The sequence below is a fragment of the Tannerella forsythia 92A2 genome (genome assembly GCF_000238215.1).
GTDB lineage: Bacteria > Bacteroidota > Bacteroidia > Bacteroidales > Tannerellaceae > Tannerella > Tannerella forsythia.
On record NC_016610.1, the window covers coordinates 575199 to 590965 of the forward strand.

A 15767-nucleotide genomic window follows, 5' to 3' on the forward strand; every position below is an offset into this window, starting at 1 on the left:
CAAGAAGAAGAGAGTTTTGGGAGATGTCCTGTCCTGAATTTAGCCTACGCATTTTAGTTGAATGATGAATGTTATTTTACTTTCCGATGCAGAAGTGGGCGAAGATGTAGTGGAGGGTGTCGTCGCTGGTGATTTCGCGGCCGGTGATTTCGCCGATGGAGCTGATGGCGTGCCGGAGGTCGAGCGTTAGCAAGTCCGTCGAGAGTCCCATATCGAAGCCTGAACGCATCCGCTGAAGCGCGTCGTAAGCCTCACGCAGGAGCTGATGATGGCGGGCATTGCTCACAATGAGATCGGCTTCGTTCGCCTGAGCACAGTCCATGATCTTGACCAATTCTTCCTTAAGCTGATCCATTCCTTCGCCTGAGCGAGCCGAGATAAACAGCGGTTTTTCGGAGCAACCAAGGGAATCGCACAGCACCTTATCGAGATGGTTCCGTTCGGCCTCGGTGAGGCTTTCGCTTTTATTGACCAGCAGAATGACCGTTCGCTCCTCCCTTTCATCCCAAATGCTTTTGATATAGTCCAGCTGATTGGCCTCGCTGGTGCGCGTGCCGTCCACCACGGCAAGGATAATATCCGCCTCTTTGATTTTGCTTCGGCTACGCTCAATGCCAAGACTCTCGATGGTGTCTTCGGTCTCTCGCAGTCCTGCCGTATCGACGAAGCGGAAAAGGTAGCCTCCGATGTGCATCGTGTCCTCGATGGTGTCGCGCGTGGTGCCGTGAATATCGCTCACGATGGCACGCTCCTCGCCCAGCAAGGTATTGAGCAGGGTACTCTTGCCCACGTTAGTCGTGCCGACAATCGCCACAGGAATTCCACGCTTGACAGCATTGCCGAGGCGATAGCTGTCGATGAGCTTCTTGAGCTTTAGCTCGATTTGGTCGCAGAGGGCGAGTAGCTCCGTACGATCGGCGAACTCCACATCTTCTTCGGGGAAATCCAATTCCAACTCCATCAACCCCGTTAGGCGAAGCAATTCCTCACGCAGAGCATTCAGTTCCTCGCTATACCCTCCTTTGAGTTGCTTCATCGCCATTTGGTGCTGTGCCTTGCTTTCGCTGGCGATGATGTCCGCCACCGCCTCGGCACTACTCAGGTCCATACGCCCATTGAGGTAGGCACGGCGAGTAAATTCGCCCGGTTGTGCCATCTGACAGCCTTCTCCTACGAGGCTCTCTAACAGTCTGCGCCTGATATAGACAGAACCATGGCAGGAGATTTCTACCGTATCTTCGCCTGTAAACGAATGCGGAGCCCGGAAATAAGTCAGGACGACTTCATCGATTAATTCATCTCCAGCTATCACTTCGCCATAATACGCATATCGAGGTTTGACAGACTCGGCGACAGGTGTTTCCCCTCCGTATCGAAAGAGCCGAAGCGCGACAGGCAACGCTTCGGGACCCGATACGCGTATCACCGCAATACCGCCCACACCGGGGGCAGTCGATACGGCACAGATGGTTGATTTGTCCAGCATGACACGTATAATGATAATTTACGAGCAAAGATACTTCTTTTCGTGAAAGAGCAGAAAAGCGGAAAGAAGAAGTTGCGCCGTTTTACGGTTCCTGCGGACGGACAATCATCACGCCCGTTGTCCGTTTACCGTCCGTCACATACGTCTGTAGCGACTCCGGATTAACGATCACCTTCCCGGCCGAAGACGAGGCGTGGATAAACGTCAGCATCTCGCCTTCGCGGTCAATGAATCCGACGTGCGAGATATCCAGCCCTTCGATATTCGTCACGAAACAAACGATATCTCCGTTTCGCATGCCGGAGCCGCAACGTTCGATTTCTTTTTCGGGGATACAGGCATACGTCTCACGCGATGAAATTTCTTGCTCCTTCTCACGCATCACCTTTACCCATTCCGAATGCGCCTTTAACTGCCTGTATTTATCGGGATGCGCAGACATGAACGACATTTTCAGGCGATACGGCTCACCTCCGATCGCGGACGTTACGTCTCGAACAATCCCTTTCCGCCGATTCTCATGAATCCAGTCGGAGAAATAATGCAAGCGATCCGTGTAATCGTGTATCTCGCCTTGACGATAGCGCAGTTGTTTCAGTTGCCCGGCATACGCTTCGAACGAAGGATTACCGGCTTTCACCGTGCGTGCCAATGCGAGGACAGACTCGACGAGCGTCGTACAGTCGAGCTCACGCAAGTTGATCACGAGCCTTTCCGGCTCTTTCTCAAGTGTCGAAGCCACGTAAGGCCGATCCTTGAAGAACTTCGCCGTCTCGACAAGGAGGTCGCCTAACGGCAAATGCTCTTTCCCTTGCATAGCCTGCACATACGTATCAAAAATCGCCCGGTCTTCCGGAGTATAGTCGGCTTTTTCCTGAGCTGAGCAAGCCATACACACGAGCGTACTCCACACAAATACCATCCATTTTTTCATTTTGTTTCTGTTTTTTGATCCAACATATCTTGTAATTTCAACATTTCGTCACGATATTGCGCTGCCTCGAGGAAATCGAGTTTCTTCGCCGCCTCGGTCATCTGTTTCCGCGCCTGCGCAATGGCTTTCTCCAATTGCGGCCGCGTCATATACTGCACTACGGGATCGGCCACCAGCGACGGTTCCGGCTCAACGTAAGCATACGTTTCGGTAGCTGTTTGCAGACGTCCACCACCCAGCACCGACACGGTGTTTTTCACGATCTGCTTCGGTGTGATGCCGTGCCGTTCGTTATAAGCCAGTTGTTTTTCGCGCCGGCGATTCGTTTCGTCGATCGTTTGCTGCATGCTTTCGGTGATTTTGTCGGCATAAAAGATTACTTTTCCGTTGATGTTACGCGCAGCACGTCCGGCTGTCTGAGTGAGCGAACGGTGAGAACGCAAAAATCCTTCCTTGTCGGCATCGAGCACAGCTACAAGCGAAACCTCGGGCAAGTCCAGCCCTTCGCGCAGCAGATTGACGCCAATCAGCACATCGAAGAGCCCCTTGCGCAAATCGTCCATGATCTTCACCCGTTCGAGCGTATCGACATCGCTGTGAATATAGTTACAGCGCACCTCCATCCGCTTCAGGTAATCCGTCAGCTCTTCGGCCATGCGTTTGGTGAGTGTAGTCACCAGCACGCGCTCGTCGGCTGTGGCACGCTGCGCGATTTCTTCCATCAGGTCGTCGATCTGGTTGAGGCTGGGACGCACTTCGATGATCGGGTCGAGAAGTCCCGTAGGCCGGATAAGCTGCTCAACGACTACTCCCTCACTCTTCATCAGCTCATAATCGGCAGGGGTAGCACTCACATAGATCGCGCTCGGCGTCAACGATTCGAACTCCTCGAAGGTCTGCGGACGGTTATCCAACGCAGCCGGAAGACGGAAACCGTATTCAACGAGCGTTTGTTTGCGCGAACGGTCTCCGCCGTACATGGCGCGTATCTGGGGCACCGTTACATGGCTCTCATCAATGACCAGCAAAAAATCTTTCGGAAAATAGTCTAACAGGCAGAACGGACGCTCTCCGGGCTGACGACCGTCAAGATAGCGGGAATAATTCTCGATGCCGGCACAATGCCCCAGCTCCTGTATCATTTCGAGGTCATACGTCACGCGTTCTTCGAGACGTTTGGCTTCGAGCGGCTTGCCGATATCCTGCAAGAACCGAACCTGCTCACCGAGATCGACGTGTATCTGCCCGATGGCTGTACGGATACGCTCCTGCGTTGTAACGAACAGATTCGTCGGATAGATGTTCAGCGTATCCTGCTCGTCGTATTCATGCCCGTCGACCGGGTTAAACGATGCGATACGCTCAATCTCGTCCCCCCAGAACTCGATACGGTAAGCCAGTCCGTCGTAGCTTTCGATGGCCGGGAAAATATCGACCGTATCGCCGTTCACGCGAAAACTGCCGCTCGTAAACTCCACTTTATTATTCACATAAAGCGCATCGACAAACAGGCGAAGCATCTTGTCGCGGGCAATCCTCATCCCTTTCTCCAGATAGACGACCTGCTCTTCAAAAGCACGCGGATCGGCCATGCCGTAAAGACACGAGACGGACGAGACGACGATCACATCGCGACGTCCGGAGAGCAGCGAGGCCGTAGCACGCAGACGTAATTTATCGATTTCTTCGTTGATCGCCATATCTTTCTCAATGTATGTATCGGTCGTGGGCAAATAAGCCTCCGGCTGATAGTAATCGTAGTACGATACAAAATATTCGACAGCGTTATGCGGAAAAAACGATTTGAATTCGCTGTACAACTGTGCGGCCAGCGTTTTGTTATGGCTCAGGATCAGTGCGGGCTTACGTACTCGTTCGATGACATTGGCCACGGTAAAAGTCTTTCCGGACCCCGTCACACCCAGTAAGGTCTGATACGGCACCCCTTCACGGATGCCTTGGGCAAGCGCCTCGATGGCCTCAGGCTGGTCGCCCGTCGGCTTATATGACGAAACAAGTTCAAAATCCATGATTTTTCGTACAATAAAAAAAACAAAGATACAAAAACCCCGCAAAAAAAACGGCCGACACAGAGTTGAAAAAAAAACGGCCGATCTCCCTCTGTTCCGGCCATGCAAAATTTTGTCGTTCAAGGGCGGGGTTTTGTACAATATCCCATAATATTATTGCATCTTTCTGAAATAATACAGTCCTTTGTTCTTTCACATGCACCTTAATTAAGTTACAAGGAACTTATGAAATATAAAAATACACTGATTATATGTGCTTTGCTGTGTGCCATACCTGTCATGTCGCAGACGGTTTATCATGTCCATGCGACAAAAGGAAACGATGCTCATGACGGCAAATCATGGTCGAAAGCGTTGGCTACGCTCCAGACAGCATTGGATAAGGCACAGCCGGGCGATGCCGTGTACGTTGCGGCCGGCACCTATCATCCTACCCGGCGAATCGGAGAAACACTGGCTCACAATCCCAAACAAAAGACAACCGACCGTCATCGTTCGTTTATGGTTCGCGGCCGTATCCGTTTATACGGAGGTTTTCCGGCCGATGCTACGGACCACACGACGATAAAAGATCGCGACTGGAAGATGCACCGTACCATTCTGAGCGGCGACTTTAACGGCGACGACGGGGGCGACTTCTCAAATATGAGCGAGAACGCTTACCATGTGCTCGTTCTGCTTGATGTCGAGTCATCCGCGGAGATAGACGGCTTTACCATCACCGGCGGTCATGCCAACGAAGAAAACGGCGTGTTGATCGGCGAAACGTCGGTATTTTCCGAATTTGGCGGCGGCATTTATGCCTATACGGCATACAAAAACTTATCGCCTCAACTGTCGAACCTCATCATCGAAGGAAATACGGCAGCCAAGAACGGCGGCGGTATATTCATTTACTCGAGAAATAACGAAGCCAGTGTAACTATCCGGCATTCCACGATCCGAAAGAATCAGGCCGGAGGATCAGGAGGCGGCATTTTCAACAGCGGGAAGAGAGTCGCTTCGCCCCGATTGGTCAACGTGAGTATCGTCGGCAACCAAGCCCAACACGAAGGAGGGGGATTCTACTGCCTTTGCGAGGACCTTGTATCGGCGCCTCATCTGACGAATGTGCTGGTTGCCGGAAATGCTGCTCGTAACGGGGGAGGAATGTTCTGTTATTCGTATGCAGGAAACGTCGCTCCTTCTCTGACGAATGTAACCATCTGCGGCAACAGGGCTACGGCCGAAGGAGGAGGTATCGCGTGCTCAGCCGGGAGAGACTGGACGAAAATCGGGATATCTTTACCCGTGTTCTCGAACACGATTATCTGGGATAACCAGGCGCCACACGGCTATCCCAACTTGTACAACAACGGCGCTACGGGAAGCATGCCCACCATACATGAAAGCTATATCGAAGGAGAGCCGTCTCCCTTTATGAATAAGATTAAAACAAACGATTTCACACACATTGCACATGGCTTCGTAAGTCATGTAGCGCCCGGCTTCGCCCCGACTACAGAAGGGGATTACCGTTTGAATCAAAACAGTCCGTTTATCGATCAGGGAAAAAATATTCATCCCTCATTCGAAACGGATTTGGCCGGTAATCCACGTGTATATGGCAAGAGTATTGATCTTGGCGCGTATGAATATCAGGGATATAACCCCAAAGACGCAGGCATAATAGAGGAGGATTATCGGATATGGGCATCGCACGGTCAGGTAACGATTCAGCTCGACCGTCCGGCCACGATCCGAATTTATACGGTTGAAGGCCAACTGATCCGGCAATATAACGACGAGAAGCAGGGTACAAAAATCGTAAATCTCCCCAACGGCATTTACCTCATTTCGCTTAATGGAGAAAGTAAGGCCAAAGTGATTGTCTACTGACAGCGAAATTTTTTAACTCCCAAAAGAGATTCTCGTCAAAGAGTTGTGTCGCATCTTGCAAAAAGCAACATCAGTTTATAGCGTAGTAGCGGCAGAAATATTCCTGCACGATAAACAAAGTCAGATATACAACGCTACCCTACGGCGATCTGTTTGCACCGTTTCAAATTCGGATGTAACAGCGGTGCTGCTCATGGGCACTCTTTCTTTACGATACTTCATGGCACTGTATACCGTGCTGCGCGCCGAAGTATGAAACTCCATTGCTCCCGTTTCGGCCTCGATCCGGGCAATGTTATGTTCACGCACCCCACAGCCGGGCATGATGATGATGCGTCCGGCGGCACGTTGCACCAGCTTGCGGAGCATCGGGATGCCGCTCACCGCGTCAGGCTGTTGGCCGGACGTCAGGATGCGGTCACATCCCAGTGCAATGAGTTGCTCAAGCGCCACAAACGGCTCACGGCATACGTCGAATGCCCGATGACATGTGACGGAGAGCGGCTTAGCAGCCTCAATCAAACGTTGCATCAAGGCGATATCCATGTCACCGTCTTTGGTCAGACAGCCAAAAACAACCCCGTGTATGTTCAGCTGTTTGGCCATCTCAATGTCATAAAGCATGGCCTGCACCTCGGCCGGAGTATAGAGGAAATCGCCCCCTCGCGGCCGAATAATGACGTTGATATCGATCTGCGAAGTCAGCGCCTGCGCTGCCCGTATCTCTCCATAGCTGGGGGTGGTACCGCCTTCAGGAATAGCAGCGCACAACTCCACACGCCGTGCTCCTCCGGCTTCAGCCTCCACACAGCTCTGCGCCGAATTTGCGCATATTTCAATGATTCGTCCCATGGGCTCTTCGGTCAGCCTTTATCGACCGATGCAGTGGTACGTAAACCCTGCTTCTTCGATCTCATGCATATTGTAAATATTACGTCCGTCCAAGATCAACGGCATCTTCATCTGTTGTTTGATTCTAAGCCACGACGGCAAACGAAATTCTTTCCATTCCGTCACAATCATCAACACATCGGCATCGGTCACCGCCTCATAAATATCTTTCGCATAATGAATCCGGTCACCGATACGGCGTTTAGCCTCCGGGACAGCTACGGGATCGTAAGCCGTCACACGGCATCCGGCCTTCAGCAACAGATCAATCAGCACAAGCGAGGGCGCTTCACGCATATCGTCCGTCTCCGGCTTAAAAGCCAGCCCCCACATAGCCACCTTCTTACCTGACAGATTCCCTTGATAGTATTGCTCTAACTTCCGGTATAATACCGTTTTCTGATATTCGTTCACGGCCTCAACCGCCTGCAGGATACGCATCGGATAGCCCTGCTCGTCGGCCGTGCGAATCAAGGCCTTTACATCTTTCGGAAAGCACGACCCGCCATAACCACAGCCGGCATAAAGGAAGCTGCTGCCGATACGCGTATCGGCGCCGATCCCTTTGCGCACCATATTTACATCGGCGCCGATAATCTCGCAGAGGTTAGCCATATCGTTCATAAAACTGATGCGTGTGGCCAACATGGCATTGGCCGCGTATTTCGTCATTTCGGCCGAAGGGACATCCATATAAATGATGCGGAAGTTGTTCAACATAAAAGGATGATACAGCTTTTCCATCAGATTTTTCGCACAGTCTGACTCTACTCCTACAACGATACGGTCCGGGTGCATAAAATCTTTAACAGCAGCCCCTTCTTTTAGAAATTCCGGATTGGAAGCTATATCAAAGTTAATCGATACGCCACGCTTAACCTGTTCGTCGAGAATCGTTTGCTTGATCTTCTGCGCCGTTCCGACGGGCACGGTACTTTTTGTTACCACCAACAGGTATTTCGTCATGGTCTGCCCGATGGTACGCGCCACATCGAGCACATACTTCAGATCGGCGCTCCCGTCTTCATCAGGCGGCGTACCGACGGCGCTGAACACGATTTCGACCTCGTCGAGCACCTCCCTCAATTCCGTTGTAAAATGCAAACGTCCTACTTCGTGATTACGGACGACCAGTTCCTCCAACCCGGGCTCATAGATCGGGATGATCCCGTTTTTCAGGTTCTCAATCTTACGGCGATCGATGTCCACACAATAGACCTCCATGCCCATCTCTGCAAAACAGGTACCAGTCACCAGACCGACATATCCCGTACCAACGATCGCAATCTTCATGCTTTTTTCATTTTTTTCAAACGGGCGTAAAAGTAGTGTTTTTTTTCGGGACTGCCCCTTTTTTGATGCTGCTTTTTTCAGTATTTAGAAAAAAACATCGTATTTTTGCGACCCAATAAGGATCGGCATGGAGGTTAGACGTATTATACGAAATATCGCGCATCATTATTTTTTCTACCTGTTTGCGTTTACGTTATTTTTCGGAGTGTCGCTGTATCATACGGCAGCATTGGGATTCACGGTCGAGTTGTCCGGTATCTTGTTACTGATCTTTTACGGCCTCTTTCTTTACCTTACGAAACAGCGGAATTTCCATCCCGCCGCCATCATCATATTGACCGTTCTGCTGCTTTATCTGGGTTACTCCTTCTATCTCTCACACAACAAACCGCAAGCCATTTTGCTCGATTTTCTGATACAACTCAAGCCCTACATCACCTTCTTCATCGTTTCGCAATTGGCGCCATCCCTTTCAGACATGCAAAAACAACAAATGGCACGGTTATGCCTGCTGCTTTGGTTGCTCTTCCTCCCTATCGGAGCCTATGGATTATTCCTGCCCGATGTGTACCGGTCTGTTATGAATCGGCCTGAAAACTTCGTGGCAGCCGTCGCCTCCCTCTCGCTCGTTTATCTGTATTGCAGCGACTTCTCGACAACAGCACGGCGGACATTCCTGCTCATGCTCTCGGCCTGCCTGCTGGCCTCCCCGCGATTCATCGCTCTTTTCCTCCTGATATGCGGTATTGTTCTCTACTTCAACCGCCGCAGTATTTTGAAGTCTTGGATAAAGACGGGAATTGCAACAGGCGTTATCATCTTGATTGCGACGTATATCTTCTACATACAGCTCACAAGCTGTCTTTTGCCATCAGACGCACAGGGTAACGGTCTCTCGGCCTTAGCTCCACAAGCCATCATATACCAATCATCGCTGAAGGTATGGCGAGACTTTCCCCTATTCGGTAGCGGATTGGCAAGTTTCGCGACCTATGCTTCCGGATTGTATTACTCTCCCCTCTATGCCGAATACGGACTTCATACCGTATCGGGACTTGCCCCGCAAGACTGGCACTCCGTTTGTGATACGTATTACCCGTCGCTTGTGCAGTTCGGCCTTACAGGCATCGTCCTGTACCTGCTTTTCTGGACATATATCGTCTGCGCTTCTTTATGGAAATATAAACGGCAAGGGAATCTTCAGTACTTTGTAATCGTCCTGATTCTGGCTTGCACCCTATTCATCGGAAACATTTCCGACTCGTTACTCACCAGTCATAAAGGATATTTTATGATGATGTTTTTCGGCCTATTGGCAGGTAATCCGAGGCAGAATGAATGCCTCACGAAAAGAATACAGACGATCCCCGACGAACTTCTCTCCAAAGAGCCTCTGTGGGAAGACTGCATAGAAACGGGAACAACATCCTCAGTAAAATATCCCGATAAAGCGACATAGAAAATTACCGTATGCAACAAGACTTTATAAATAAAAACTTTTTCAGGTTAATGATGTTCACGCTCGTCTTGGGGGTGATCTTCTACGATCTTTTCAATATGGCCGGATTCAGCTATATTGATGAAATCTGTGCATTTCTTTTATTTATTTTATTCGGAATAAATGTCCTTCGATCCAAGAATTGGGCATTTGATAAAATATTCCTGCTTATCTTGGGAATATTTCTGTTCTATCTGGTCTACTCCCTGTATATTGGTTCCAATAGTCCTCGAGCCATCCTGATGGATTTCGTTATACAGATCAAGCCTTATTTGGCTTTCTTCTGTGTGTATTCCATGCGGCCTGTCTTGAATGCGAATCAGAAGAAGATTCTACGGCAGTTGGCGATTTTATTCAGCCTGTACCTGTTATTGATCGGAACAGGAGACTTGTTTATAAAAGACTTGATGTTAAACATTCTGTCTCACACTTCCCGCTTCGCTACTGCAACATCCATTTTAGCCCTCTTGTATCTCTATTTCAGTGATTATACGAAAAGAGACAAACTCATTTTTATCTTACTCTTATCCATCGGTTTATTCTCCGGACGTTCCAAACTCTTCGGTTTTTTGGCGCTCTGTACGCTTATAATGCTGTATATCAACAAATCGTTTGAGATGAAATTCAATATAAAGAACACGCTTTTCTTACTCTTTGCAATCATAGTAACCGCTGTCGTAGCCAAAGATAAAATTGAACTGTATTTTATTACAGGAGGCTTCGGCGGTGGACGAGGTGTAGAAGATTTATATGCCCGCATGGCGCTTTATTATTTTTCTGTACGTATCTTCAGAGACTATATACCTTTCGGTTCAGGCTTTGCCTCTTACGGGACATACGCTTCAGGAGAATATTATTCTCCGATATACGCAAAATACAGCATGGAGCGTATGCATGGGCTAAATGAGGCTGACCCCAGTTTTATTGCCGACACCTATTATCCGGCATTAGCTCAGTTCGGGCTTGTCGGACTGTTTCTTTTCTTTCTGTTCTGGTATTATTTAACGCATAAAGCCATTATTTCCTTTCGTAAAGGATGTCAGAAAGAAGCGGTCATTGCCATCATCATTATCGCATTCTTTTTAATCGAGTCCATCTCAGATGCCACGTTAACCCACAATAGAGGTTTCTTTATGATGATGTTGTTGGGATTAATCTTTTCAGATATCAAGTATAAATTGAATACGACGCCCCTTGAAAAAGTAAAAACATATGGCACGGATACTTTTAGTCAATAAATTCTACTATTTCAGGGGTGGAGACTGCACGGCCGTACTCACTACAGAAGAGTTATTAAAGAAACACGGGCACAAAGTGGCCGTATTCAGTATGCGTTATGCCGAAAATCTCCCGACAGCGTGGGAAGAGTATTTCCCTGAAGAAGTCAGTTTTTCCCAAGCCGGCCTTACACAAAAGGTCAAAGCCCTCAAGCGGGTATTTTCAGACACTCAGGTGGTCAAAAAATTCAACCGGCTTCTTTCCGACTTCCAACCCGATATCGTGCACCTGCATAATATTCACTCATATCTATCTCCGGTCATTGCACAGACAGCCCATCAAAGAGGTATTCGCGTGGTCTGGACGATGCACGATTATAAATTAATTTGTCCTACGTATCTATGCTTACGAGAGAACAAGCCTTGCGAACTTTGCTTCAAGAACAAAGCCCACGTCTTTAGAGTTCGATGTATGAAAAACAGTCGTGCAGCCAGCTTGTTGGCATGGATGGAGGCCGTATATTGGAACCGCACCAAGTTGGAACGCATCACGGATCGATTTATCAGTCCCAGCTCTTTTTTAAAGGAGAAAATGGTTGCCGCAGGTTATCAGGACAAGCAAATAGAAGTGCTGCACAATTTCATGTATAAACAAGTAACTTCTTGTTATGATAAAGAAGACTACTATTGTTATGCGGGCCGTCTCTCAACGGAAAAAGGTGTAAGCATCCTGCTCGAAGCAGCAAAAGAGCTGCCCTATCCGTTAAAAGTGATCGGGGGAGGACCATTATTGGAAGATTTCCGTAAAACATATCCCTCGGATCATATTGAGTTTTTAGGATACCTTCCACAGGAGAAGTTGTTCCCGCTCATTCAACAAGCTCGCTTCTCGGTGATCCCATCGCTTTGCTACGAAAATAATCCGTATGGAGCGATTGAATCGCTTTGCTTGGGAACACCTGTATTAGGCGCTACAATAGGCGGCATACCGGAGTTGATTAAGGTCGGAATAAACGGGGATTTATTTCCCCCCGGAGGTATCAAAGAGCTGCGTGCCAAAATTCTTGACTGCTTCGAGCATTTTACGGAAGATTACCCTTTTGAAAAAATAGCGATTGACGCACAAAATAAATTTTCTTCCGAAACGTTTTATGTAAAACTAATGAAAATTTATGGCTATTAAGATATATCCTCCTACAGATATGTGCATTATTACGACGTATCGTTGTCCGATGCGATGTAAGATGTGCGACATCTGGAATAATCCGACCGAAGTAAAAAAAGAGATTCAACCGGAGGAATTGGAAATTCTGCCCCATGTAAAATTTGTAAATATCACCGGAGGAGAGCCATTTGTCAGGCAAGACCTCGAAGCCATTGTCAAGGTTTTATTCACGAAGTCGCCACGGGTTGTTATCTCTACATCCGGCTGGTTTGAAGACCGAATCATCGATCTGGCAAAAAAACATCCCCGCATCGGAATCAGGGTCAGTATTGAAGGACTGTCTCAGAAGAATGACGAATTACGTGGAAAATCAGGAGGATTTGACCGTGGACTGCGTACGTTACTTTTATTAAAAGAAATGGGAGTGAAAGACATCGGGTTCGGTTGTACGGTCAGCAACAACAATTCGACCGATATGCTTTCTCTCTATCGTTTGTCGAAAAGTCTGGGCATGGAATTTGCTACGGCAGCGTTTCACAACTCTTACTATTTTCATAAATACGATAACCGGATCACGAATAAGGACAAAGTAATTGCCGACTTCGAAGAGCTGATTGCCATGCAATTAAAAGAAAATCATCCGAAATCATGGGCACGCGCCTTTTTCAATAATGGGTTGATAAACTATATTGAAGGGAACCGAAGAATGTTGCCTTGTGAGGCCGGTCTGGTTAATTTCTTTGTAGACCCGTATGGCGAAGTTTATCCATGCAACGGCCTGGAAGAACGGTATTGGATGGAGAGCATGGGAAATATCCGGCAAGCCTCTTCCTTCAAAGAGATCTGGGAGAGTGAGCAAGCAGAAAAAGTAAGAGCTCAAGTACGCAGCTGTCCAAAAAACTGCTGGATGGTTGGCACTGCTTCCCCTGTGATGAAAAAGTACATTCGTCATCCGCTTAAATGGATGCTGAAGAATAAAGTACGGAGTCTTCTTCACCAGCCTCTTTGTCTGGAGCGTAAATGGTATGATGTGGGGCAGGACCCAACACAAGGCGATCTGAGATTATGAAGATTGTTGTCACCGGACTGAGAGGGTTTCCCCGCATACAGGGAGGAGTCGAAACCCATTGCGAAGAGTTATGTCCCCGGTTAGTCAAACTGGGATGTGACATGACGGTTGCCAGACGGAAGCCTTTCGTCAGAGAGGCTTCTCCCCTTACCGTTTATGAAGGCGTAAAATTCAAAGATTTGAATACGCCTAAAAGACAAGGGTTGGAGGCTGCCGTTCATACGTTCAGAAGCGTCTGGTATGCCTTTCGGACGAAAGCCGATATCATCCATTTTCAAGCAATTGGACCTTCTATTGCCATTCCTTTTGCCAAATTACTCGGGCTCAAGGTCGTTGCAACCCACCACGGCCCCGATTACGATCGTCGGAAATGGGGACGATTGGCCAAGTTCGTTTTACGGTTTGGAGAGTTTTGTGTCGCCCGATGGGCCGATGAAGTAATTGTCATTTCAACAGTCATTCAAAACCTCCTCAAAACGAAGTATCACAGAGAGAATACTCATCTCATATACAATGGAGTTAATCCACCGTCCACTCCTATCAATGAAACCGATTACATTCGTCAGTTGGGCTTAAAACCGAGAAAATACCTTTTAGCGGTCGGGCGTTTTGTCGAGGAAAAGAATTTCGACAAACTCATTCTTGCATACGCAAAAACGACGTACGCTTCTGATTATCGGTTGGTAATTGCCGGAGATGCCGATCACGAAAACCATTATTCAAAATCTTTGAAGGCCATTGCAAAGAAACACCATGTTATTCTGACAGGCATGATTAAAGGCAATCCTTTACAACAGCTATATGCGCATGCCGCATTATTTGTACTTCCCTCATCACATGAGGGACTGCCTTTTACGCTGTTAGAAGCCATGAGTTATCAGATCCCGGTATTAGTGAGTGACATACCGGCTAATAAGGCTGTCAATCTCCCTTCCGATTGCTATTTTCATTATAGTAAAAACGGCATCCTCGCGCTAAGTGAAGCTATTGAAAAGAAATTAGAGAATCCTGTCTCTCACACGTATGATTTAACCTCCTATAATTGGGAGCATATTGCCTGGCAAACGTATAATGTATATTTAATGCTATCGGAATACCCGCTCTCACACCGGTAGGAGACCGATATCCTGATATAACGATCTTAATTTCTCTTCATTATATGTCCATATCCGGTTTTGAAAAACATAATCTTTCACGATCTTGGAATTGAAATCATAGTCCCTGCAATAAGTTGTCACCGCCTTATCCAATTGATCGATATCCTTATCCGTCAATGACAAACAAGGCAAGATAATTCCCTGTCCGGCGTCACGTATCATATCCGGTACATCGCCCGCATATCGTGAAGCAATCACCATGGCTCCCGCAGCAAAGTATTCAGCACTCTTCGTGGGTGATGCATTCGTATTCACCGGACTGTCTTTACGCAAAACAAAACCTGCATCAATCAGTGAAAGATACGCCGGAACTTCCGATCTAGACAACTTTTTTATCATATAATTTCCTTTCATCGATCTCAATTTATACTCTACCTCCGTGGTATCATCACAAGTATATAAACAGAAGAAATAACGGGAATTTTTTCTGTACAATTGTAAAATGATCGTGATCGTCTCCTCGATACATTGCCAAACATGCAAACCTCCCGAATAACAAAGAACAATTCTATCCTCCAACATATATTTACGTCTCATACGTTGTCGAATATCGGATGGCAACTCTCTAAATGGCTGTGCATCAAAGTTACAGGGCAATACATAATTGACTGCATTAGAATCACAATATACCGATAGATTCCGATACAGATTTTGAGAAACGGTAATCGTTCGTACCGATCGCTTCAAGGCATACATATTATCTTGTTTGGCACAGTTGATATTATAATTTGAAAAACTTCTCATCTCAAGCTCCGGAACAAAATCTGCGTGAAAATCTGTGACAAGCGGTATTTCAGGCACCAATTTTGTAGAAGAAACGGAGTGCGTTAATTCTGCCTGAATAACATCTATTTTATAATATCTACACACCATCCAAACAGCCAGCGAACGCAACCATGCAGCCAGCTTATTCAAATACAACCGATTGGGCAGAGAGTAAATATAGAAAACTTTTCGAGAAGCAGCATGATAGCTTACTTTTTCTTTGAATATACGCCGCAATCCCCTGGTAAAAAACGCAATGAAATAAACATTAAATCCTATATTATTTAAAGATTTAATCATATTCATCGTTCGTATTTTATCCCCTGTATTTTGTCCTAACGGATAAACATGCTGTATAATTAACAAATTCTTTTTCATTTATTT

General features: G+C 47.5%; 12 protein-coding genes. 6 read left to right on the forward strand and 6 right to left on the reverse strand.

The features are described from left to right. Positions 1-76: 76 nt before the first annotated feature. From mnmE to uvrB, 3 genes are all read right to left on the reverse strand, one after another. A complete protein-coding gene (gene mnmE / locus BFO_RS02375) occupies positions 77-1483 on the reverse strand; it encodes a tRNA uridine-5-carboxymethylaminomethyl(34) synthesis GTPase MnmE (RefSeq protein WP_041591055.1) in 1407 nt (468 codons plus the stop codon). A gap of 85 nt (positions 1484-1568) precedes the next feature. Continuing rightward, the gene (locus BFO_RS02380) at positions 1569-2420 is read right to left on the reverse strand and encodes an N-acetylmuramoyl-L-alanine amidase-like domain-containing protein (RefSeq protein WP_014223988.1); all 852 of its coding nucleotides are present in this window, start codon (positions 2418-2420) and stop codon (positions 1569-1571) included. Then, positions 2417-4450, reverse strand: a complete 2034-nt coding sequence (gene uvrB, locus BFO_RS02385; protein ID WP_014223989.1) for an excinuclease ABC subunit UvrB — start codon at positions 4448-4450, stop codon at positions 2417-2419. Before uvrB ends, BFO_RS02380 begins: the two co-directional genes overlap by 4 nt. A gap of 225 nt (positions 4451-4675) precedes the next feature. Here uvrB and BFO_RS02395 point away from each other — a divergent pair, with 225 nt between their 5' ends. After that, a complete protein-coding gene (locus BFO_RS02395) occupies positions 4676-6328 on the forward strand; it encodes a choice-of-anchor Q domain-containing protein (protein ID WP_014223991.1) in 1653 nt (550 codons plus the stop codon). Between the two features lie 120 nt (positions 6329-6448). Here the strand turns inward: BFO_RS02395 and BFO_RS02400 are convergent, their stop codons facing one another. After that, positions 6449-7180, reverse strand: a complete 732-nt coding sequence (locus BFO_RS02400; protein ID WP_014223992.1) for a copper homeostasis protein CutC — start codon at positions 7178-7180, stop codon at positions 6449-6451. A gap of 18 nt (positions 7181-7198) precedes the next feature. Beyond that, positions 7199-8512 (reverse strand): UDP-glucose dehydrogenase family protein, encoded by a 1314-nt coding sequence (locus tag BFO_RS02405; RefSeq protein WP_014223993.1) that lies wholly within the window; start codon positions 8510-8512, stop codon positions 7199-7201. Between the two features lie 127 nt (positions 8513-8639). On the opposite strand from BFO_RS02405, the gene BFO_RS02410 reads away from it, so the two are divergent. The 5 genes from BFO_RS02410 to BFO_RS02430 are packed head-to-tail and all read left to right on the forward strand — an operon-like array spanning position 8640 to position 14576. Next, on the forward strand, positions 8640-9971 hold the full coding sequence (locus tag BFO_RS02410) for an O-antigen ligase family protein (RefSeq protein ID WP_014223995.1): 1332 nt from the start codon (positions 8640-8642) through the stop codon (positions 9969-9971). Between the two features lie 11 nt (positions 9972-9982). Continuing rightward, positions 9983-11248: a hypothetical protein gene (locus BFO_RS02415; RefSeq protein ID WP_014223996.1), complete on the forward strand. Its 1266-nt coding sequence runs from the start codon at positions 9983-9985 to the stop codon at positions 11246-11248. Continuing rightward, positions 11223-12410: a glycosyltransferase gene (locus tag BFO_RS02420; protein ID WP_014223997.1), complete on the forward strand. Its 1188-nt coding sequence runs from the start codon at positions 11223-11225 to the stop codon at positions 12408-12410. The genes BFO_RS02415 and BFO_RS02420 overlap by 26 nt, the downstream gene beginning before the upstream one ends. Then, entirely contained in the window at positions 12400-13461 is a 1062-nt protein-coding gene (locus BFO_RS02425) for a radical SAM protein (RefSeq protein ID WP_014223998.1), read from the forward strand. Before BFO_RS02420 ends, BFO_RS02425 begins: the two co-directional genes overlap by 11 nt. After that, positions 13458-14576, forward strand: coding sequence for a glycosyltransferase family 4 protein (locus tag BFO_RS02430; RefSeq protein ID WP_014223999.1), 1119 nt, complete (start codon positions 13458-13460; stop codon positions 14574-14576). Before BFO_RS02425 ends, BFO_RS02430 begins: the two co-directional genes overlap by 4 nt. Here BFO_RS02430 and BFO_RS02435 read toward each other — a convergent pair. Continuing rightward, the gene (locus BFO_RS02435) at positions 14565-15761 is read right to left on the reverse strand and encodes a glycosyltransferase family protein (RefSeq protein ID WP_014224000.1); all 1197 of its coding nucleotides are present in this window, start codon (positions 15759-15761) and stop codon (positions 14565-14567) included. The genes BFO_RS02430 and BFO_RS02435 overlap by 12 nt on opposite strands. Between the last annotated feature and the right edge of the window lie 6 nt (positions 15762-15767).